This window comes from Collimonas fungivorans, assembly GCF_028292705.1.
Lineage (GTDB): Bacteria > Pseudomonadota > Gammaproteobacteria > Burkholderiales > Burkholderiaceae_D > Collimonas > Collimonas fungivorans_B.
The window spans coordinates 1-20,063 of the sequence record NZ_JAQGLV010000207.1 but is presented as its reverse complement, the minus strand read 5'-3'; the positions used below and the strand labels follow the sequence as shown (position 1 = coordinate 20,063).

Below are 20,063 nucleotides of genomic sequence, written 5' to 3'. Positions count from 1 at the left end.
GCATGGGCGCAAGAACGATGCCGCGGTACGTCTCGGCATCGGCCGCAATACCATCACGCGCAAGATCCAGGAACTGGGCATAGCCGGCGCCAAGGACGATTGACGGCAAGCAGGAGCGGATTTACCGCTCCTGCTGTTCCTTCAGCTTGCGCCATAGGGTAGTGCGGCTGACGCCCAGGTACTGCGCTGCCGCCACGCGGTTGCCGTCAAATCTTGCCAGCACCTGCGCCGCGGATTCCACTACCGCCGGCGCCACAGCCGCCGGCAGCGCACCAGCCCCGGCCGCCAGTGCGGGTGCCAGTTCGGGCGCCGCCGCCAGCAGGAAGGCCGGCGTCATCGAGCGCAACGGCTCGGCCGAGAGGAACAGGGCAACCCGTTCCATCAGGTTGCGCAGCTCGCGCACATTGCCAGGCCAGGCATAACTTTCCAGCAGCGGCGCGCAAGCCACAACCTCGGCGTGCAGGTTGGCGTGCGGCCGCACGTCGAGCGACGCCAGCGCCTGTTTCAGGCACCATTCCGCCAGCGCCACCAGGTCGTCCGGACGCGCGCGCAGCGGCGGCAGATTCAGGCGCAAGACGCCGATGCGATAAAACAGGTCGGCACGAAAACGGCCGTCGCGCACTCTTTCCTCAAGGTCGCAATGGGTGGCGCTGATGATGCGGACATCGACCGCGATCGGACGGGTAGAGCCTACCCGCACCACTTCCCGCTCTTCCAGCACACGCAGCAGCCGGGTTTGCAGCGCCAGCGGCATTTCGCCGATTTCATCGAGGAACAGGGTGCCGCGGTGGGCGGCTTCAAACAGGCCGGCGCGGCCGCCGCGGCGCGAGCCAGTGAACGCGCCTTCTTCGTAGCCGAACAATTCTGACTCCAGCAACGATTCGGCGATCGCGCCGCAATTCACAGCTACAAAAGGCCGGCTGCTCCTGCCGCCGGCCGTGCCCTGCGCCAGCGGGTGTTCGCGGTGGATCGCCTGCGCCGCCAGCTCCTTGCCGCTGCCGGTTTCGCCATGGATCAGGACGTTGGCCGGCGAGCGCGCAAACAGCGTGACCGACCGGCGTATCGCTTCCATGGCGTCGGATGGGCCGCGCAAATCGCTGATGCCGTGCTTGGCCCTGAGCGTGTCGCTGACCGGATAGCTGCGGCCGCCCGTCGATTCCAGCTGCAGCTGGGACAAGCGCGCCAGCTCCAGCGCATCGTTGAACGCTTGCCGGATCGAGGCTGCAGAGTAGACAAAAATGCCGCTCAGTCCGGCTTCTTCGGCGAGGTCGGTGATCAGTCCGGCGCCGACTATCGCCTGGATGCCGCTCGCTTTCAGGTCGTTGACCTGGGCCCGGGCGTCTTCCTCGGTAGCGTAGCTGCGCTGTTCGATGCTGAGGTCGAACGCGGCCTGGAACTCCGCCAGCGCCGGCATCGACGCCTGGTAGGTGATGACGCCGACCCGGGGCGTGATCTTGCGCGCCCGCGCCAGCGCCTGCATCACATCGAAGCCGCTGGCCTTGGCGATGATGACCGGCACCGACAAGCGGCTCTTCAGGTACGCGCCGTTGGAGCCGGCGGCGATCACGGCGTCGCAGCGTTCCGTCGCCAGCCGTTCGCGGATGTGCTGGACGGCATCTTCGAAGCCCAGCTGGATAGGCGCGATATTGGCCTGGTGGTCGAATTCCAGCGTGATGTCGCGGAACAGGTCGAACAGGCGCGATACCGAGACGGTCCAGATGACTGGCAGGTCGTTGTCGCGGTTGCTGGAGGAGTGCAGGGGACGGGCCATATTATCGATGTTTCATTTATGTTTCATATTTGTTTCAAATACGAATTTGAAACATAGTATGGAACATCGGAGCCGGGAATGCAATTGCCCCTATGGGCGCAAGGCAATCAGCGCAAGTGCCTGATTTCAAATACATAGTCGTCCCGATGCGGTAAACGGGATGGGGACTGCCAGCCTTCCGTGGCGGTTATGGCATGGCGATTGCAATATTGCTGTATCGGTTTCCCCATGAAACTCGTTCAGTACACAGCAACTACAAAGTAACTACAAGGTGACGACATGACCCAATATTCCGCAGGCGCCGCATTCAGGCAAGCCGTCCGTGACGAATCGCCGTTGCAAGTAGTCGGCGCCATCAACGCCAATCACGCCTTGCTGGCCAAGCGTGCCGGTTTCAAGGCGATCTACCTGTCCGGCGGCGGCGTTGCCGCCGGTTCGCTGGGTTTGCCTGACCTGGGAATCTCCAACCTGGACGATGTCCTGACCGATGTGCGGCGCATCACCGATGTCTGCGACTTGCCGCTGCTGGTGGATGTCGACACCGGTTTCGGTTCTTCGGCGTTCAACGTCGCGCGCACCGTCAAGGCCATGATCAAGTTCGGCGCCGCCGCCATGCATATCGAAGACCAGGTCGGCGCCAAGCGCTGCGGCCACCGGCCCAACAAGGAAATCGTCAGCAAGCAGGAAATGGTGGATCGCATCAAGGCCGCCGTCGATGCCCGCACCGACGATAACTTCGTCATCATGGCGCGCACCGATGCGCTCGCGGTGGAAGGCCTGGAAGCGGCGATGGAACGTGCCGTGGCCTGCGTCGAAGCCGGCGCCGACATGATCTTCCCGGAAGCGATCACCCAGCTCGACATGTACAAGACATTCGCGGCGGCGGTCAAGGTGCCGGTGCTGGCCAACATCACTGAGTTCGGCTCCACCCCGCTGTTCACGGTCGATGAGCTGAAATCCGCCGATGTCGGCCTGGTGCTGTATCCGCTATCGGCGTTCCGCGCCATGAACAAGGCCGCCGAAAACGTCTATACCGCGCTGCGCCGCGACGGCACCCAGAAAAACGTGATCGACACCATGCAGACCCGCGCCGAGCTCTACGAGCGCATCAATTACCACGAATTCGAACAAAAGCTGGATGCCTTGTTTGCACAGCAGAAGGCGAAATAAGCGGCATCCCGGATCCTGGTCTATCAAATCGCATAGGAGATTTACATGAGTGAACAGCAGCCAGCAGCAACCCCTTTCAAGCCTAAAAAATCGGTAGCCCTGTCCGGCGTCACCGCCGGCAACACGGCGCTGTGCACGGTCGGCAAGACCGGCAACGACCTGCATTACCGCGGCTACGACATCCTGGATATCGCCGACAGCTGCGAATTTGAAGAAATCGCCCATTTGCTGGTGCATGGCAAGCTGCCCACCAGCGCCGAACTGAAAGCCTACAAGACCAAGCTGAAAGCCTTGCGCGGCCTGCCTGCCAACGTCAAGGCCGCGCTCGAGTGGCTGCCGGCGGCTTCGCATCCGATGGACGTGATGCGCACCGGCGCTTCCGCGCTGGGCTGCATCCTGCCGGAAAAAGACGACCACAATGCGCCCGGCGCGCGCGACATCGCCGACCGCCTGATGGCTTCGCTCGGCTCCGTCCTGCTGTACTGGTACCACTACAGCCACAACGGCAAGCGTATCGAAGTGGAAACCGACGACGAATCGATAGGCGGCCATTTCCTGCACCTGCTGCACGGCGAAAAACCGTCCGCGCTGTGGGAAAAGGCGATGCACACTTCGCTGATCCTCTACGCCGAGCATGAATTCAATGCGTCGACTTTCACCGGCCGCGTGATTGCCGGCACCGGTTCCGACATGTATTCGGCCATCACCGGCGCCATCGGCGCCTTGCGCGGTCCGAAGCACGGCGGCGCCAACGAGTTCGCCTTCGAAATCCAGAAACGCTACGACAATCCGGACGAGGCAGAGGCCGACATCAAGAAGCGCGTCGAAAACAAGGAAGTGGTGATCGGCTTCGGCCATCCGGTGTACACCATTTCCGACCCGCGCAACAAAGTGATCAAGGAAGTGGCGCGCAGCCTGTCCAAGGATGCCGGCTCCCTGAAGATGTTCGATATCGCCGAACGGCTGGAAACGGTGATGTGGGACATCAAGAAGATGTTTCCCAACCTGGACTGGTTTTCGGCCGTTTCGTACCACATGATGGGCGTGCCGACCGCCATGTTCACGCCTTTGTTCGTGATTGCCCGTACTTCCGGCTGGGCGGCGCACATTATCGAACAAAGAATAGACAACAAGATTATTCGTCCATCGGCGAATTATGTGGGCCCAGAAGATTTAAAATTTGTCCCGATTGGCAAACGCAAATAGCACCTGTAGGCAAAATGGCAATGCAGGCGCAAAAGCGAGCCAATAGATGTTTCCATCACGCAAGCGATGGAAGCCACTGCTTACTTAACGCCTTAGGGCCGGGACTATATGATCGCTTTTAACGCATTGAATACCTACCGCATCGCTTCCGCTTTGACACTCACTGCCTTGCTGGCCGCTTGCGGCTCCAGCGTGCCGCTGGCCGAAACCAAGCCGGATCCGACCTTGCCGAACCTGCTGAAGCTGGAGCCGACGCCGTCGGCAAACCTGCTGACCGGTAATTTCTATTGCGAACTGGGCAACCGGGTCGACCTGGCCGGCGGCGCCGGCAGCGAAGTCAAGCTGAACTGGAAAGGCCGCAGCTACCCGATGACCACGGTCAGCACCACTACCGGCGCGGTGCGCCTAGAAGACAAGGCCAGCGGCCTGGTGTGGATCCAGATCCCGGCCAAGTCGATGCTGCTCAACTCCAAGCTGGGACAGCAGCTGGCCAACGAGTGCAAGCTGCGCTGATCCGCTGAACCGGGATGGCGTTGCAGAAGTGACGGCGGCGGTATTTTTGCTTTATTTTTTTGGTTCTAATTGTTCGTTTTAATTTTTCATCATCAAGGAAAACAATGTCCGCTCACATCTCCAACGTCCGCCCGAAATACGACAAAGTGCTGGTCGATATCGTCGACTACGTGACCAAATACAAGATCACTTCCAAGGTCGCTTACGATACTGCCCGCAACTGCCTGATCGATACCCTGGGCTGCGGCCTGGAAGCGTTGGAATACCCGGCCTGCAAGAAACTGATGGGGCCGATCGTACCGGGCACCGTGGTGCCTAACGGCGCCAAGGTGCCGGGCACCCAGTTCCAGCTCGATCCGATCCAGGCGGCATTCAACATTGGCGCCATGATCCGCTGGCTGGACTTCAACGATACCTGGCTAGCCGCGGAATGGGGCCATCCGTCCGACAACCTGGGCGGCATCCTGGCCACCGCCGACTGGCTCTCGCGCAACGCCATCGCCGCCGGCAAGAAGCCGCTCAAGATGAAAGACGTGTTGACCGCGATGATCAAGGCGCACGAAATCCAGGGCTGCATCGCACTGGAGAATTCATTCAACAAGGTCGGCCTGGACCACGTGGTGCTGGTCAAGGTCGCTTCGACCGCGGTCGTGGCCGAAATGATGGGCCTGACCCGTGAGGAAATCCTCAACGCGGTGTCGCTGGCATGGGTCGACGGCCAGTCGCTGCGCACCTATCGCCATGCGCCGAACACCGGTTCGCGCAAATCCTGGGCGGCCGGCGACGCTACCTCGCGCGCAGTACGCCTGGCCCTGATCGCCAAGAGCGGCGAAATGGGCTACCCGTCGGTGCTGACCGCCAAGACCTGGGGTTTCTACGACGTGCTGTTCAAAGGCCAGCCGTTCAAGTTCCAACGCAAGTACGAATCGTATGTGATGGAAAACGTGCTGTTCAAGATTTCCTTCCCGGCCGAGTTCCATTCGCAGACCGCGGTGGAAGCGGCGATGACCTTGCATGCGGAACTGGCCAAGGCCGGCAAGTCGGTGGAAGACATCAAGAAAATCACCATCCGCACCCACGAAGCCTGCATCCGCATCATCGACAAGAAAGGCCCGCTCAACAATCCGGCCGACCGCGACCACTGCATCCAGTACATGGTCGCCGTGCCGCTGATTTTCGGCCGCCTGACTGCCGGCGACTATGAAGACAAGATCGCTGCCGACAAGCGTATCGACGTCTTGCGCGACAAGATCGTCTGCGTCGAAGACAAGGCTTTCAGCAAGGACTACCACGATCCGAAGAAGCGCTCGATCGCCAATGCGCTGACGGTCGAATTCAAGGACGGCAAGAAGCTCAAGGAAATCGTGGTCGAATATCCGATCGGCCACGCGCGCCGCCGCAAGGATGGCATTCCGCTGCTGGAAGCCAAGTTCAAGATCAACCTGGCGCGCCAGCTGTCGGTCAAGCAGCAACAGAAGATCCTGGAAGTTTCGCTGGACCAGAAGAAGCTGGAAGACATGGCGGTCAACGAATATGTTGATCTGTATGTGATCTAAAGAAACTGCGCCCCGCTCTGACGGGGCGCATTTGCGATGGGTGCCGGAAACATGCCGCAGAAGCATGTGCACCCGAACGGGGAGCTCTTACGCCCTGCGGTTCTTTGTAAGAAACGAGGAGACAGCATGAGTTTCGCCACCTTTTACCAGCGCTCGGTCGACGATCCGTCCACTTTCTGGGCCGAGCAAGCCAGGCGCATCGACTGGCACCGTCCGTTCTCGCAAGTACTCGACAGCAGCCGACCGCCGTTCGCCAGGTGGTTTGTCGACGGCGCCACCAACCTGTGCCACAACGCGGTCGACCGCTGGGTGGCGACGCGTGGCGAGCAGGCCGCACTGATCGCAGTGTCGACTGAAACCAATACCGAAAAAACCTATTCCTTCCGCGAGCTGCATGCGGAGGTCAACCGTACCGCCGCCATCATGCAGGCGCTGGGCGTAGGCCGCGGCGACCGGGTCCTGATCTACATGCCGATGATCGCCGAGGCAGTATTCGCCATGCTGGCCTGTGCCCGCATCGGCGCCATCCATTCGGTGGTGTTCGGCGGTTTCGCCTCGAACAGCCTGGCCAGCCGCATCGACGATGCGACGCCCAAGCTGGTCGTCTCCGCCGACGCCGGTTCGCGCGCCGGCAAGATATTGCCCTACAAGGGTTTGCTGGACGAGGCGATCAAGCTGGCGCGGCACAAGCCAGCGCACGTCCTGATGGTCAATCGCGGCCTGGCTGCGATGGCGACGGTCGCCGGCCGCGATGTGGATTATGCCGAACAGCGCCAGCTGCACATGGATGCCAAGGTGCCGGTGGTCTGGCTGGAATCGAACGAAGCTTCTTATATCCTGTACACCTCCGGCACCACCGGCAAGCCCAAGGGCGTGCAACGCGATGTCGGCGGTTATGCAGTAGCGCTGGCGACTTCCATGGACACCATCTTTTGCAGCAAGCCGGGAGGGACGTTTTTCTGCACTTCCGACATCGGCTGGGTGGTCGGACATTCCTACATCGTTTATGGTCCCTTGATTGCCGGCATGGCGACGGTGCTGTACGAGGGTTTGCCGATCCGGCCGGACGGCGGCGTCTGGTGGAGCATCGTCGAAAAATACAAGGTGACGCGCATGTTCTCGGCGCCGACCGCGATCCGGGTGCTGAAAAAACAGCCGCCGGAACTGATGAAGAAATATGATTTGTCTTCCCTGCAGGCGCTGTACCTGGCCGGCGAGCCGCTGGACGAAACCACCTCCAGCTGGATTTCATCGGCGCTCGGCGTGCCCATCGTCGACAACTATTGGCAGACCGAATCCGGCTGGCCGATCATGACCATCGCCAGGAATGTCGAGGACAAGCCGAGCAAGCTGGGCAGCCCGGGGGTGCCGATGTACGGCTACAAAGTGCAGCTGCTCAACGAAGCTACCGGCGAGTTATGCGGCGCCAACGAAAAAGGCGTGGTGGTGATCGAATGGCCTTTGCCGCCAGGTTGCATGCAAACCATCTATGGCGACGACCAGCGCTGCATCGATACCTACTGGGCCACGCAGGTACCGGGTTCGCCCAACCCGGCTTATTCAACCTTCGACTGGGGCATCCGCGACGACGACGGTTATTACTTCATCCTCGGACGCACAGACGACGTCATCAATGTCGCCGGCCATCGGCTGGGCACGCGCGAAATAGAAGAGAGCATTTCCAGCCATCCGAACGTATCGGAAGTGGCGGTGGTCGGCATCGAAGACAAGCTGAAAGGGCAGGTGGCCGTGGCCTTCGTGATTCCCCGGCTGGCGGTCGATACGGCGCAGGCACGGGCTGCGCTGGAGGCGGAGATCATGGGCGTGGTCGACAGGCAGATCGGCAGCGTCGGCCGTCCGGCGCGCGTATATGTGGTCGGCCTGCTGCCGAAAACCCGCTCCGGCAAGCTGCTGCGCCGTTCGATCCAGGCGATCTGCGAGGGACGCGATCCGGGCGACCTGACCACCATCGAAGACCCGTCGTCCCTGCAGCAGGTCAAGGATGCCTTGCTTCTCTGATGCCATCTATTTGGCGGTTGCGCTCAGGCATGGGCGAATGCACGGTATGATTGTGCATTCGCCCGTTAAGCTGCGCATTTAAGTAGCGCATTTAAGTAGAATAATTGCCATGACCCACATCATCCGCCCGGCCACCATCGACGATGCCGCCGCTATCTGCGACATCTACAATCCCTACATCCGCGACACCTTCATCAGTTTCGAAACAGAAGCCGTAACGCCGGAGCAGATAAAGCATCGCATCCTGGATATCACCGCCAGCTTCCCGTGGCTGGTATGTGCAGAGAACGAACAGATCCTCGGCTACGCTTATGCCACCAAGTGGCGCACGCGCGCGGCCTACCAGCATGCTGTCGAGACGTCGGTATACCTGTCGCCGGACGCCGCCGGCAAGGGGCTCGGCAGTGCGCTGTATCGCGCCCTGATCGCTGAACTGCAGAAACTGCCGGTACATGTGGTGATCGGCGGCATTGCCTTGCCGAACGCCGCCAGCATCGCCTTGCATGAAAAAATGGGCTACGAAAAAGTGGCGCACTTCGCCCAGGTCGGCAAGAAATTCGATCGCTGGATCGACGTCGGTTATTGGCAACGGGTATTGTGATGACGCCGCAACGCCAGCTGCTGCCGGCGCCGTTACCAGTTATTGATGGCGTTGCGCCAAGCTACCTGTGGCTGCCGGCGGGCGAATGGCCCGACCTGCTGAGTTTCCTGGAACAGCGTTTCCCTGCCATAACCAGCGCTACCTGGGTGGCGCGCATGGCGCGCGGCGAAGTGGTTGACGGCGACGGCGGGCGCCTGGCGCCGGGCAGCCCGTACCGGCGCGGCATGCGCATTTTCTACTACCGTGAATAACCAGCCGAGACGACGATTCCGTTTGAAGCTTCCATCCTGTACCAGGATGAACGGATACTGGTGGCCGACAAGCCGCATTTCCTGCCGGTGATCCCGAGCGGGCGTTTCCTGCACGAGACCTTGCTGGTCCGCCTCAAGAAGGAAACCGGCCTGGCCGACCTGACGCCGATCCACCGGCTGGACCGGGAAACCGCCGGCGTGGTGATGTTCTCCCTCGACATGGCCAGCCGCGGCGCCTACCAGTCGCTGTTCCAGCAACGGCTGGTCGACAAGACCTACGAGGCGCTGGCGCCGAGCGCGCCGGACCTGGTGCTGCCGCTGGTGTATCGCAGCCGCATGGTGGAGGGCACGCCGTTTTTCCGCATGCAAGAGGTGGCCGGCGAACCGAATTCGGAGACCCGCATCGAACTGATCGAGCAGCGCGAAACCTGCAGCCGCTACCGGCTGCGGCCGCTGACCGGCAAGAAACATCAGTTGCGCGTACATTTGGCAGCATTGGGGATACCGATCGTCAACGATGCTTTTTATCCAGATATACATCCCTGCAAAGGCGACGACTTGTCGGCGCCCTTGAAGCTGCTGGCGCGGGAAATCGCTTTTGTCGATCCGCTGGACGGACGGCGCCGCCATTTCGCCAGCCAGCGTGAACTGTAAAGAATAATGTTGGAGCAGATGTCAAACACCAGGAGAATGCAATGAGATCAACCCGAGCCACAGCGGCGGTCGAACGTCTCAATGCCCGCAGCACCGATGTACGCTATTCGATGGTGAGGACCGCAGAGGAATTGTTTTACCTGACGCAGAACGCCGGTTTCGAGGCGCCGATCCGCTTGAGCGAAGCGCTGGAGCTGGACGCCTTCGTCCGCTTCGTCAACGCCTATGGTCCGCAAAAACCGAAGCGCATCAGCAAGCTGGATGTCGCTTTTGAAAAGCAGCTGCAGAAAAAAGACTAGCCATGCCAATGAGCGCCCGACCGACCGCTAGTGCAGGCGTACATGCCATCCTGGTGCATGGCATGGGCCGTACGCCGGTGTCGATGCTGCTGCTTGCCAAGCGCTTGCGCGCGGCAGGCATGACACCCCACCTGTTTGCCTATTCAGCCGCGTTTGAACGCTGGCTGCCCTGCGTCGAACGCTTGCGCAAATTTATCACCGCCCGTGCCGGCGACCAGCGTTTCATCGTCGTCGGTCATTCGCTGGGCTGCGTGCTGACGCGCGCCGTATTGCCAAGCCTGGCGCGGGCGCCCGAGCTCGGCGTGTTCCTGGCGCCGCCGACCATGGCTTCCAGCTACGCCATCAAGCTGTCCCGGTGGCGCGTGTTCCGCTTGCTGACCGGCGAAATGGGGCAGCTGCTGGCGCGCCAGGAGTTCATGGATACCTTGCCGATCCCGGATATCCCATTGCGCGTGTATGCCGGCATCAAAGGGCCGCGCGGCAGCTGGATGCCGTTCGGCGATGAACCGAACGACGGCATCCTGTCGGTCAAGGAGGTGCAGCTGGGAGAAATACCGGTGCAGCTGCTGCCGACCATCCACACCGTCATCATGAATTCACGCCAGGTGGCCAGCGATATCGTGGCCACCGTCAGCTCGTGACCCGTTAGCGATTCAATGCCGGCGTCGCCGGTATCAGGTCGCCGCCGGCATGGTGGCCCTTGATCCGCAACACCATCACCGCAGCCACGATGCAGGCTGCCCCCATCAATACCGACGACAGGGTGTAGCTGCCCAGGCTGTTGCGCAGCGAACCGGCCAGCATGGTGGCGCTGGCGGCGCCCAGCTGGTGGCCGGCGACGATCCAGCCGAATACGATAGGCGCGGCCAGCCGGCCGAACACATCGTTGGCCAGGCGTACGGTAGGCGGCACGGTGGCGATCCAGTCGAGGCCATAGAATAGGGCGAACACCGGCAAGCCGAAATAGCTGAGGCCGAAAGCATGCGGCAGGAAAATCAGCGCAATGCCGCGCAAGCCGTAGTACCAGAACAGCAGCACACGGGCATTGAAACGGTCCGACAGCCAGCCTGACATGGTGGTGCCGAACAGGTCGAGCAAGCCCATGGTGGCAAGGATACTGGCGCCGCCGACGGCGGAAATGCCGTAGTCGCCGCACATCGCAATGAAATGCGAACCGATGTAGCCGTTGGTGCTCATGCCGCAAATGAAGAAGCTGAAGAACAGCAGCCAGAAATCGCGGATCTTTACCGCCTTGCCCAAGGCTTCGAAGGCGATGGACAAAGGATTTTTGGATTTGCTGACCGCTTCCGGCGGCAGTTCTTCGAACTGGCCGTAGCGTTTCATGCCGATGTCTTGCGGCCGCTCAGGCAGGAAAATCGCCACCAGCGGGATCGCCAGGGCCGCCACGCTGGCCACCAGTATCGCCACCGAGCGCCAGCCGTAGTGTTCCACCATGTAGGCCATCAGCGGCAGGAACACCATCTGGCCGGTGGCCGAGCTGGCCGTCAGCAGGCCCATGGCCAGTCCGCGCCGGGTCTCGAACCAGCGGCTGACGATAGTCGCCGCCAGCGTGTTGGCGGCGACGCCGCTGCCCGATCCCACCAGGATGCCCCAGGCCAGCACCATGTGCCATGGCATGGTCATGAAAGTGCTGACGAAAGTGCCGACCGCCAGCAGCACCAGCGCTCCCAGTACGATCGGACGGATGCCATAGCGCTGCATGGCGGCCGCCGAAAACGGCCCGATCAGGCCGTACAGCGCAATGTTGACCGAAATGACGAAGGAGATGGTGGTGACGCTCCAGCCGAATTCATGCTCCAGCGGCAGGATCATCACCGAAGGCGTGGCGCGGATGCCGGCAGCGGCAAGCAGTACGAGGAAAGTGATGCCGACGATGATCCACACGTAGCTGAAACGTGTGCGCGACATGATGGCGTGTATGGTCTGGTTCATAAAGTGGCGGTTTCGTTTTGTTCGAATTTCACATTTGCATCATCGACCAGGCTCATCAAGGCATGATGCGTCTGGTCGCCCAATATCGTGTTGATGACGTCTTGCGCCTTGCGCCAGTTAGGTTTGGACTGTTTCCACTTGCGCTCCCCTTCGGCGCTCAGGCGGACACCGAAGGAACGCTTGTCGGTCAGCATTTCGAGCGGCAGGTCGACGGTCTCGATCCAGCCGGCGCCGATCAGGGGCTTGAGCGTGCGGCTCATGGTGCTGCGGTCCATGCCCATGTTGTTCGCCAGCGGGATCACGCCGATCGGACCGTACTTGCCGATCCTCGCCAGCAAGGAATACTGGCTGATGGTGAGTTCGTCGGCGGCCAGGTAGTGGTCATAGATGTTCGTCATCTTGCGCGTCAGCTGGCGCAGGGTCGTGCAGCTGCATTCGTTTTTCATCATAAACAATCCTTTTCATGCATATGCATCCATGTATATGCATACTAATGGCGATAACGAGGCGGTGTCAACAGGCTTGTCGTTATTTGTGCGTGGAGAGGGAAGGGGGCGGCCGCAGCCGCCCGCGCGGCTTATCGTTCAGGCAAGACCGGCATGTCCGGCGGACTGCAACAGTCCGCTAGAGCTTGAAAAGGCACAGGCACGATGATGAATTTGAATTGCCGCTGCCGAACAGGGTGCTGACCTGTGCATCGGGCGTTACTTTGCGGATCAGGTTGTTGCTGGTGTCGGCGACATAGATATTGTTCGCGGCATCGGCAGCGATACCTTCGGGCTGGTTGAAGCGGGCCTTGTTGCCGCTGCCGTCGGTGCTGCCCGCGGTTCCGGCCGCGCCGGCCAGGGTGCTGACTACCCCGGTCAGCGACACGGTGCGGATCAGCTGGTTGCCGCTGTCGCTGACGCGGATATTGCCGGCGCTGTCCAGCGCAATGCCGTACGGCTGGTTGAAACGGGCGCGCTGCCCGCTGCCGTCATCGCTGCCGGAGCTGCCCGCCGTCCCTGCCAGCGTGCTGACATTGCCATTCTGGTCGAGCTTGCGAATGGTGTTGTTGTTGCTGTCGGCGATATAAATATTCACTGCGAGATTGACTGCGGTGCCGGTAAGATTGCTCGCGTTGTCGAGCACGATGCCGCGTGGCAGGTTGAATTGCGCGCGGGTGCCGGTGCCGTCCGAGCTGCCCTGGCTGCCGGCGCTGCCCGCCAGCGTTGTCACTACCCCGGCTGTCGTGATCTTGCGCACGGTAGCGTTGCCGGTATCGGTGACATACAGGTTGCCGGCGCCGTCGCGCGCCACGCCCCAAGGCTGGTTAAAGCGCGCATCGCCGGCCGTGCCGTCATTCTGCCCGGCCTGGCCGGCGCTGCCGGCGATGGTTGTCACCACACCGGCGCTGGTGATCATGCGGATCGTATGATTCTGGGTATCGGCCAGGTACAGGTTGCCGCCCGCGTCGACCGCGATGCCGCCCGGCTGGTTGAAGCGCGCCTGGCTGCCGCTGCCATCGCTGCTGCCTGAATTGCCGGCGCTGCCAGCCAGGGTGCTGGTTTCACCGGCGGCAGTGATCTTGCGGATGGTATTGTTGGCGGTATCGGCCACGAACAGGTTGCCGCCGGCATCGACCGCGATAGCGCCGGGCTGGCTGAACCTGACATTGCTGCCGCTGCCGTCGCTACTGCCGGCTTCCGTATTCGGCGTGCTTGCATTGCAGCTGGTTTGGTCGCTGCTTTGGTCGTTTCTGCAGCAAGCCGCCAGCATCAGGCCCAACAGGCACAGGGAAAGTCTGGCAGGTAGCTTGGTAATTCGCATAGGCTAAGTGGACTCTAATAGATCGGATTGCACAGGGCAAAGGCTGCGCCGGAACAGCACGCTCAATGCCGACGCCACGATATCTGATTTGCCGCCGGACGGCTATAAGGCATGCTTCATACTTCATGCCGAATTGATATGGAATACTACCGGATTCCAAGGGTGTTCTGGCGGCAATACAGCGTAAATATTTCGTGGCCGACAATCAATCTTTCGACTGGGCCTGTTTGTCCAGCTGGCTCAATATCCGATATACCGCAGTCACTCTTTGCTCAATCGGATAGGATTTGTTCGCCAGGATCACGACGCCGATCTTTTTAGCGGGAACAAAGGCGGCATAGCTTGAAAAGCCATTGGTTGAACCGGTTTTGTTCATCAGCACCGCCGATTGCGGCGGCAGCGGCGGGTTCAATGCGGTTGCCGGCCTCTCGTCGTAGATGACCGTGGCGGCGTTGCCTGCTAGCAGCCGGTCCAGCGTCACCGGATAGGGATACTGTTCCCAGATCAGGTCCTGTGTAAATTCGCTTGTCCTGAAATATCCCGTGTGCGTGCCAGTGACTGCGCGCTGCAGTTTCGCATCGAGCCCGGCCGCCTGCATGTTGGCGCCAATGAAGCAGATCAGATCGGCAGAACCGGTTTTCACCCCATAGGCTTCAGACGCCAGCACCCCGGGATTGACTCGGACTGGCGCGTCCTTTGCTGTGTAGCCTTGCGCGTATTCCTTCATCTGGCCGGGCGGCACATTGATGTAGCTGTGGGTCATGCCAAGCTCCAGAAACAGCTTCTTTTCCAGCGCGTCTTCAAATGACACATTCATGCTCTTGGCGGCAATCATGCCGAGCATGCCAATGCTCGGATTTGAATATTTCCTGTATGTGCCGGCGGCATGGGCAGGCTGCCAATGCTTGAAATAGTCCATCAGCTGCCCGGTATCGCCGATGTTGTCCGGGACTTGCAGCGGCAGGCCGCCGGCAGTATGCGTGCCCAGGTTGAGCAGGCTGATATTGTCAAAGCTGCTGCCGCGCAGGGAGGGCAGGTATTTGCTGGCGCTGTCGGTTAAGGAGAGCTTGCCGTCGACCTCGGCATACGAAGCCAGGGTCGCGGTAAATGTCTTGCTCAGCGAGCCGAGTTCAAAAAGAGTCGTGTTGGTAATCGGCTGCCGGGTTTCCCTGGACGCTACGCCATAGTTGTAGAAATAATTCTCGCCGTTGACGGTGACGGCGACCGCCATGCCCGGGATGGTGTAGTTCTGCATCAGCGGCTCGATAGCGCTGTCTACGGTGGCCTTGATGCCGGACTGATCGAGGCTGGCGGCGGCACAGTTGCCGGCGGCGAGAATACAGGCTGAAAAGGACAGTAGTTTCAATATGCTCATGTTTTTTTGCGGATATCGCGTGAAGTCTTGTAAAGACGGAAATATCCCCTGTTGGCGGATTATCCACAAGCGAGAATAATTTCGGCAAGGCTAAAGAAAATCTTATGGCTCTACTTCATTGCCCGCTTGCGGTAACATCGTCGTTAATCAAACAAGGATCTGGAAATAATGCAAAAGATTGCGACCTGGAACGTCAACTCTCTCAAAGTCCGCCTACCGCAAGTGCTGCAATGGCTGGCCGATAACCCTGTCGACGTATTGGCCCTGCAGGAAACCAAGCTGACCGACGACAAATTCCCGGCGGCGGAAATCGAGGCGGCCGGTTACCACGTGGCGTTCAGCGGCCAGAAGACCTATAACGGCGTGGCCATCCTGTCGCGCCATCCGATCACCGACGTGGTCAAGAACAATCCGCGCTATGAGGACCTGCAGCAGCGCATCATCGCCGCCACCATAGACGGCATGCGGATTGTCTGCGCCTATATTCCCAACGGCCAGTCGCTCGAATCGGAGAAGTACCAGTACAAGCTGAAGTGGCTGGACGCCTTGCACGACTGGCTGCAGGACGAATGCAAGCTGTATCCGAAGCTGGCCTTGATGGGCGACTACAATATCGCGCCGGAAGACCGCGACGTCCACGATCCTGCTGCCTGGATAGGGCAGAACCTGGTGTCGCCGGCCGAGCGCGCCGCTTTCGTTCGTTTGCAAGGGCTGGAACTGACCGACGCCTTCCGCATGTTCGAGCAGCCGGAGAAACTGTTTAGCTGGTGGGATTACCGGCAAATGGGATTCCGCCTGAACCGCGGCATGCGGATCGACCATATCCTGCTGTCGCCGCCTTTGGCTGCGCAGTGCACGGCTTGCGTGATCGACAGGGTGCCGCGCAAATGGGAGCAGCCGTCGGACCATGCGCCGGTGATAGCGACGCTGGGTTAAACAATCCAGGCGCGGAAATGAGAACGGGGCGCCGGCATTGCTGCCGGCGCCCCGTTTGCCATCTAGTTACCGATTACTTGGCTGCTGCTGCGCGATTCATCAGGAAAGTGGTCAGCAGGGCTACCGGCCGTCCGGTTGCGCCCTTGGCTGCGCCGCTTTTCCATGCTGTGCCGGCGATGTCCAGGTGGGCCCAGGTGTATTTCTTGGTATAACGTTCCAGGAAACAGGCCGCAGTGATGCTGCCGCCGGCCGGGCCGCCGATATTCGCCATGTCGGCGAAATTCGACTTCAGCTGTTCCTGGTAGCTGTCTTCGATCGGCATGCGCCATGCAGTGTCGCCGGTCGCCTTGCCGGCGCTGAGCAACTCGTTGGCCAGGGCGTCATGCGCGCTGTCGTGACGGGTGAACAGTCCGGAGTTGTGGTGGCCGAGCGAAGTCACGCAAGCACCGGTCAGTGTCGCGATGTCGACCACGGCAGCCGGCTTGAAACGCTCCACGTAGGTCAGGGCGTCGCACAGCACCAGGCGGCCTTCGGCGTCGGTGTTCAAGATTTCGATGGTCTGGCCCGACATCGAAGTAACGATGTCGCCCGGTTTGGTGGCGGTGCCGGACGGCATGTTCTCGGTAGCTGGAATGACGCCGATCACGTTCAGCTTCAGCTTCAGTTCGGCGATGGCGCGGATCGTGCCCAGCACTGAACCGGCGCCGCACATATCGTATTTCATCTCGTCCATGCCGGCGCCGCCCTTGAGCGAGATGCCGCCGGTGTCGAAAGTGATGCCCTTGCCGACCAGTACCGTCGGCGCATCCTTGGCTTTGCCGCCGAGGTGCTTGATGATGATGAACTTCGGCGCTTCGCCGCCGCCGCGCGCAACCGACAGGAAACTACCCATTTTCAGGGCTTCCAGCTGCTTGCGGTCCAGCACTTCGACCGACAGCTTGAATTCCTTGGCCAGTTTCTTGGCGGTGTTGGCGAGGTAGGTCGGGGTGCAGACATTGGCGGGCAGGTTGCCCAGTTCCTTGGTCAGCTCGATGCCGTTGGCCAGGGCCAGGCCTTGCGCTACGGCTTCCTTGGCGACGCCAGCTTTAGCAGCGGCGACCAGGAAGGCGACCTTCTTGATGCCGGATAATGTTGTCTCTTTCTTACTTTTCAGGGTGTCCGAGCGATAGCTGTTCTCGCGCAGCACCAGGATGCTGCTGCGGATGGCCCATGCCAGGTCGCGTTCCTTGATGGTGTCGAACGGCAGCGCCAGCACGGCGTCGTTGCCGCCCAGGGTCGCTATGACGCGTGCCACGCACAGGGCGGCCATGGACATGACCTTGTCGCTCAGCTCGCCGTCGGCGCCAAGGCCGATCAGCAGCACGCGCTCGGCGGCGACGCCGGCGACTTTGCGCAACAGCAGGGTAGAGCCTGGTTTACCGGAAATATCTCCGGACTTTAGTGCAGCAGTGATTTCACCAGATTTGTCAAGAGCCTGCGCTTGTGGCGACAGTTTCTTGTTTTCATAGATCCCGACTGCGATACAGCCGGCTTTCAGAGAGGCAATTGAGGTTTTTGCGTCAATGGTTTTTATGCTAAAGTCCATCACTTACTCCTTTTTTTGATCCGCAATTATATTCCCCAATGATCTTTCAGCGCGCACTCCGACGCGAATTAATTAGCACCGCTGGTGCAGTTTTTACTACGCTCTTCACAATTATCATCACGGTGATGCTGATCAAGATTCTGGGACAAGCAGCCGGAGGACAGATTGCGTCCCAGGACGTGGTCGCGCTGATCGGTTTCCAATCCTTGAATTACATGCCGATCCTGCTGATCCTGACCGGCTACATTTCAGTGCTGCTGGTGGTCACGCGCAGCTACCAGGATTCGGAAATGGTGGTCTGGTTCGCTTCCGGCCAGAGCCTGGTGCGCTGGATCCAGCCGGTGCTGTGGTTCGGCCTGCCGATCATCATCCTGACCACCTTCCTCAGCTTCGTGGCGACGCCCTGGGCCAACAGCCAGAGCGCGCAGTACCGCGAGCGCTTTGAAAAGCGCGAAGACATCTCCCGCGTGTCGCCCGGCAAGTTCCAGGAATCGGCCTCGGCCAACCGCATCTACTTCGTCGAAGGACTGGCCGGCGACGCCAGCAAGGTCAAGAACGTCTTCGTCAATACCCAGCAGGATGGCAGGAACAGCATCGTGGTGGCCAAGGAAGGCAATATCGAGCTGGACAAGAACGGCGACAAATTCCTGATCCTGTCGAAAGGGCGGCGCTATGACGTCCTCTCCAGCCAGAACGAGTTCCGGATCATGGAATTCGAGCGTTACGGCGTGCTGGTGGCCAGCAATTCGCAGGCGGTGAACGGCGACAAGTCGGCGCGCGCCCTGCCTACCGGCGACCTGCTGAAAGACCGCAACGGCTTCAACATGGGCGAGTTGCTGTGGCGCCTGTCGCTGCCGCTGATGGCGCTGTGCCTGATGCTGCTGGCGATACCGCTGAGTTTCGTCAATCCGCGCGTCGGGCGTTCAGCCAGCCTGCTGATCGCGCTGCTGCTGTTCATCACCTACAGCAACGTGACCAATATCTTCCAGGCCTCGGTGGTACAGGGGCGGATGTCGTTCGGCATCGCCTGGTGGCCGATGCACCTGGTGGTGCTGATCATCATCGGTTTGCTGTTCATGTGGCGGCTCAACGTCAACAGCCGCTGCCACCCCCTGGTCATGTGGTCCGCTGTCAAGCACGCACGCCTGATTAAAGACAAAAAAGCGACAAAGAAAACGGCGGCAACATGAAGGTCCTGCAGCGTTATTTCACCTCCGAGATAGTCCGTTCCGTCCTGTTCACGCTGGCGGCTTTCCTGGCGCTGTTCGCCTTTTTCGACCTGATGAACGAATTGCCGTCGGTCGGCCGCGGCGGCTACAAGTTGCAGCACGCCTTCTTTTTCGTCTTGCTGGGTTTGCCGAGTTACGCCTATGAGCTGATGCCGATCGCGGCCCTGATCGGCACCATCTACACCTTGTCGCAATTCGCCGCGCGCTCCGAATTCACCATCATGCGCGTCTCCAGCATGTCGACCATGATGACCGCCAAGATCCTGGTCAAGATCGGCCTGCTGTTTGTGATCGCCACGGTGCTGATCGGGGAATTCGTGTCTCCCAAGAGCGCCGAGTTTGCCGAGAAAGTGAAGCTGGAAGCCAGGGGCTCGTCGATTTCGCAGAAATTCAAGACCGGCTTGTGGAGCAAGGATGTGATACGGGCCGGCGCCGACGGCGCCAGCGGCGACATCGTCGGTTCGCGCTTTATCAATATCGGCGAGATCCGCCCGGACGGCCAGCTGGTTGGCGTCAAGCTGTACGAATTCGACCGCAACCTGCACATGACGGCCCTGATCCTGGCCGCCCATGCCGAGTACCAGGGCAAGCACACCTGGCGCATGGCCGACGTGGTGCAGACCGATTTTGTCAACGGCACCTCGACCGAAGACATCACCACGGCGATCGCCACCAAGAAATTCCCGAGCAAGGACCTGGTGTCGGAAATCACGCCTGAGATCCTGTCGGTCCTGTTTGCCGACCCGGACCATATGTCGGCCTACAATTTATGGTCTTATTCCCAGCATCTGGCGGAAAACAACCAGCATACCGAGCGTTATGACATCGCGTTCTGGAAAAAGCTGGTTTACCCCTTGTCGGTATTCGTGATGATGGCGCTGGCCTTGCCGTTTGCCTACCTGCATTTCCGCACCGGCGGCGTGAGCCTGAAGATCTTTACCGGGATCATGATCGGTGTAAGCTTCCAGCTGGTGAATACGCTGTTTTCGCACCTCGGCTTGCTCAATACCTGGCCGCCCTTTTTCACCGCGGCCTTGCCGAGCACCATCTTCCTGCTGATCGCCATCGGCGCCTTGTGGAAGATCGAGCGAAGTTAGGGCCTTGTTTGAAGATCGGGTGATCCATGTCTGAATCTC

Annotated in this window: 18 protein-coding genes and 1 pseudogene; 13 read left to right on the top strand and 6 right to left on the bottom strand. The window is 60.4% G+C overall.

Annotated features, from left to right (window positions below; translation table 11 throughout):
- Positions 1–103 (top strand): helix-turn-helix domain-containing protein (locus tag JWQ61_RS11710; protein WP_304360687.1); only part of this gene is annotated, 103 nt, incomplete at its 5' end.
- Positions 104–121: 18 nt separating this feature from the next.
- Here the strand turns inward: JWQ61_RS11710 and prpR are convergent.
- Positions 122–1,771 (bottom strand): propionate catabolism operon regulatory protein PrpR, encoded by a 1,650-nt coding sequence (gene prpR, locus JWQ61_RS11705; protein WP_304360686.1) that lies wholly within the window; start codon positions 1,769–1,771, stop codon positions 122–124.
- Between the two features lie 279 nt (positions 1,772–2,050).
- Here prpR and prpB point away from each other — a divergent pair, with 279 nt between their 5' ends.
- The 9 genes and pseudogenes from prpB to JWQ61_RS11660 all read left to right on the top strand — a co-directional run bounded on the left by prpB (position 2,051) and on the right by JWQ61_RS11660 (position 10,681).
- Positions 2,051–2,941, top strand: a complete 891-nt coding sequence (gene prpB, locus JWQ61_RS11700) for a methylisocitrate lyase (protein WP_304360685.1) — start codon at positions 2,051–2,053, stop codon at positions 2,939–2,941.
- A gap of 45 nt (positions 2,942–2,986) precedes the next feature.
- On the top strand, positions 2,987–4,147 hold the full coding sequence (gene prpC, locus JWQ61_RS11695; RefSeq protein WP_304360684.1) for a 2-methylcitrate synthase: 1,161 nt from the start codon (positions 2,987–2,989) through the stop codon (positions 4,145–4,147).
- A gap of 108 nt (positions 4,148–4,255) precedes the next feature.
- Entirely contained in the window at positions 4,256–4,660 is a 405-nt protein-coding gene (locus tag JWQ61_RS11690; RefSeq protein WP_304360683.1) for a hypothetical protein, read from the top strand.
- A gap of 104 nt (positions 4,661–4,764) precedes the next feature.
- Positions 4,765–6,216 carry a bifunctional 2-methylcitrate dehydratase/aconitate hydratase gene (locus JWQ61_RS11685; protein WP_120234622.1) on the top strand — a complete coding sequence of 484 codons (1,452 nt, stop codon included), beginning with the start codon at positions 4,765–4,767 and terminating at the stop codon, positions 6,214–6,216.
- A gap of 126 nt (positions 6,217–6,342) precedes the next feature.
- Positions 6,343–8,235, top strand: coding sequence for a propionate--CoA ligase (locus JWQ61_RS11680; RefSeq protein ID WP_304360682.1), 1,893 nt, complete (start codon positions 6,343–6,345; stop codon positions 8,233–8,235).
- Between the two features lie 109 nt (positions 8,236–8,344).
- Positions 8,345–8,836, top strand: coding sequence for an arsinothricin resistance N-acetyltransferase ArsN1 family B (locus tag JWQ61_RS11675; RefSeq protein WP_304360681.1), 492 nt, complete (start codon positions 8,345–8,347; stop codon positions 8,834–8,836).
- A pseudogene (locus JWQ61_RS11670) lies at positions 8,836–9,741 on the top strand (RluA family pseudouridine synthase). Before JWQ61_RS11675 ends, JWQ61_RS11670 begins: the two are co-directional and overlap by 1 nt.
- Before the next feature lie 41 nt (positions 9,742–9,782).
- Positions 9,783–10,040: a hypothetical protein gene (locus JWQ61_RS11665; RefSeq protein WP_014007503.1), complete on the top strand. Its 258-nt coding sequence runs from the start codon at positions 9,783–9,785 to the stop codon at positions 10,038–10,040.
- Positions 10,041–10,048: 8 nt separating this feature from the next.
- On the top strand, positions 10,049–10,681 hold the full coding sequence (locus tag JWQ61_RS11660) for a triacylglycerol lipase (protein ID WP_304360680.1): 633 nt from the start codon (positions 10,049–10,051) through the stop codon (positions 10,679–10,681).
- 4 nt (positions 10,682–10,685) lie between these two features.
- Here the strand turns inward: JWQ61_RS11660 and JWQ61_RS11655 are convergent, their stop codons facing one another.
- From JWQ61_RS11655 to ampC, 4 genes are all read right to left on the bottom strand, one after another.
- On the bottom strand, positions 10,686–11,993 hold the full coding sequence (locus JWQ61_RS11655; RefSeq protein ID WP_304360679.1) for an MFS transporter: 1,308 nt from the start codon (positions 11,991–11,993) through the stop codon (positions 10,686–10,688).
- The gene (locus JWQ61_RS11650; protein ID WP_304360678.1) at positions 11,990–12,442 is read right to left on the bottom strand and encodes a MarR family winged helix-turn-helix transcriptional regulator; all 453 of its coding nucleotides are present in this window, start codon (positions 12,440–12,442) and stop codon (positions 11,990–11,992) included. The genes JWQ61_RS11655 and JWQ61_RS11650 overlap by 4 nt, the downstream gene beginning before the upstream one ends.
- Before the next feature lie 175 nt (positions 12,443–12,617).
- On the bottom strand, positions 12,618–13,802 hold the full coding sequence (locus JWQ61_RS11645; protein WP_304360677.1) for an NHL repeat-containing protein: 1,185 nt from the start codon (positions 13,800–13,802) through the stop codon (positions 12,618–12,620).
- A gap of 205 nt (positions 13,803–14,007) precedes the next feature.
- Complete coding sequence (gene ampC, locus JWQ61_RS11640) at positions 14,008–15,177, bottom strand: class C beta-lactamase (RefSeq protein ID WP_304360676.1); 1,170 nt, start codon at positions 15,175–15,177, stop codon at positions 14,008–14,010.
- 168 nt (positions 15,178–15,345) lie between these two features.
- Here ampC and xth point away from each other — a divergent pair, with 168 nt between their 5' ends.
- Entirely contained in the window at positions 15,346–16,113 is a 768-nt protein-coding gene (xth, locus tag JWQ61_RS11635) for an exodeoxyribonuclease III (protein ID WP_304360675.1), read from the top strand.
- Positions 16,114–16,186: 73 nt separating this feature from the next.
- Here the strand turns inward: xth and JWQ61_RS11630 are convergent, their stop codons facing one another.
- Entirely contained in the window at positions 16,187–17,698 is a 1,512-nt protein-coding gene (locus JWQ61_RS11630) for a leucyl aminopeptidase (RefSeq protein WP_304360674.1), read from the bottom strand.
- Positions 17,699–17,736: 38 nt separating this feature from the next.
- Between JWQ61_RS11630 and lptF the strand changes: the two genes are divergently transcribed.
- Together lptF and lptG are read left to right on the top strand one after the other, a co-directional pair.
- A complete protein-coding gene (gene lptF, locus JWQ61_RS11625) occupies positions 17,737–18,888 on the top strand; it encodes an LPS export ABC transporter permease LptF (protein ID WP_304360673.1) in 1,152 nt (383 codons plus the stop codon).
- A complete protein-coding gene (gene lptG, locus JWQ61_RS11620) occupies positions 18,885–20,024 on the top strand; it encodes an LPS export ABC transporter permease LptG (RefSeq protein ID WP_304360672.1) in 1,140 nt (379 codons plus the stop codon). Before lptF ends, lptG begins: the two co-directional genes overlap by 4 nt.
- The last annotated feature ends 39 nt before the right edge of the window (positions 20,025–20,063 follow it).

Bases quoted from the DNA above. Each gene is read 5' to 3' on its own strand.
- xth (WP_304360675.1), top strand. From the start codon at position 15,346: ATGCAAAAGATTGCGACCTGGAACGTCAACTCTCTCAAAGTCCGCCTA.
- JWQ61_RS11645 (WP_304360677.1), bottom strand. From the start codon at position 13,802: ATGCGAATTACCAAGCTACCTGCCAGACTTTCCCTGTGCCTGTTGGGC.
- JWQ61_RS11690 (WP_304360683.1), top strand. From the start codon at position 4,256: ATGATCGCTTTTAACGCATTGAATACCTACCGCATCGCTTCCGCTTTG.
- JWQ61_RS11650 (WP_304360678.1), bottom strand. From the start codon at position 12,442: ATGATGAAAAACGAATGCAGCTGCACGACCCTGCGCCAGCTGACGCGC.
- JWQ61_RS11660 (WP_304360680.1), top strand. From the start codon at position 10,049: ATGAGCGCCCGACCGACCGCTAGTGCAGGCGTACATGCCATCCTGGTG.
- JWQ61_RS11680 (WP_304360682.1), top strand. From the start codon at position 6,343: ATGAGTTTCGCCACCTTTTACCAGCGCTCGGTCGACGATCCGTCCACT.
- lptG (WP_304360672.1), top strand. From the start codon at position 18,885: ATGAAGGTCCTGCAGCGTTATTTCACCTCCGAGATAGTCCGTTCCGTC.
- prpR (WP_304360686.1), bottom strand. From the start codon at position 1,771: ATGGCCCGTCCCCTGCACTCCTCCAGCAACCGCGACAACGACCTGCCA.
- JWQ61_RS11630 (WP_304360674.1), bottom strand. From the start codon at position 17,698: ATGGACTTTAGCATAAAAACCATTGACGCAAAAACCTCAATTGCCTCT.
- prpC (WP_304360684.1), top strand. From the start codon at position 2,987: ATGAGTGAACAGCAGCCAGCAGCAACCCCTTTCAAGCCTAAAAAATCG.
- JWQ61_RS11675 (WP_304360681.1), top strand. From the start codon at position 8,345: ATGACCCACATCATCCGCCCGGCCACCATCGACGATGCCGCCGCTATC.
- JWQ61_RS11685 (WP_120234622.1), top strand. From the start codon at position 4,765: ATGTCCGCTCACATCTCCAACGTCCGCCCGAAATACGACAAAGTGCTG.
- prpB (WP_304360685.1), top strand. From the start codon at position 2,051: ATGACCCAATATTCCGCAGGCGCCGCATTCAGGCAAGCCGTCCGTGAC.
- JWQ61_RS11665 (WP_014007503.1), top strand. From the start codon at position 9,783: ATGAGATCAACCCGAGCCACAGCGGCGGTCGAACGTCTCAATGCCCGC.
- JWQ61_RS11655 (WP_304360679.1), bottom strand. From the start codon at position 11,993: ATGAACCAGACCATACACGCCATCATGTCGCGCACACGTTTCAGCTAC.
- ampC (WP_304360676.1), bottom strand. From the start codon at position 15,177: ATGAGCATATTGAAACTACTGTCCTTTTCAGCCTGTATTCTCGCCGCC.
- lptF (WP_304360673.1), top strand. From the start codon at position 17,737: ATGATCTTTCAGCGCGCACTCCGACGCGAATTAATTAGCACCGCTGGT.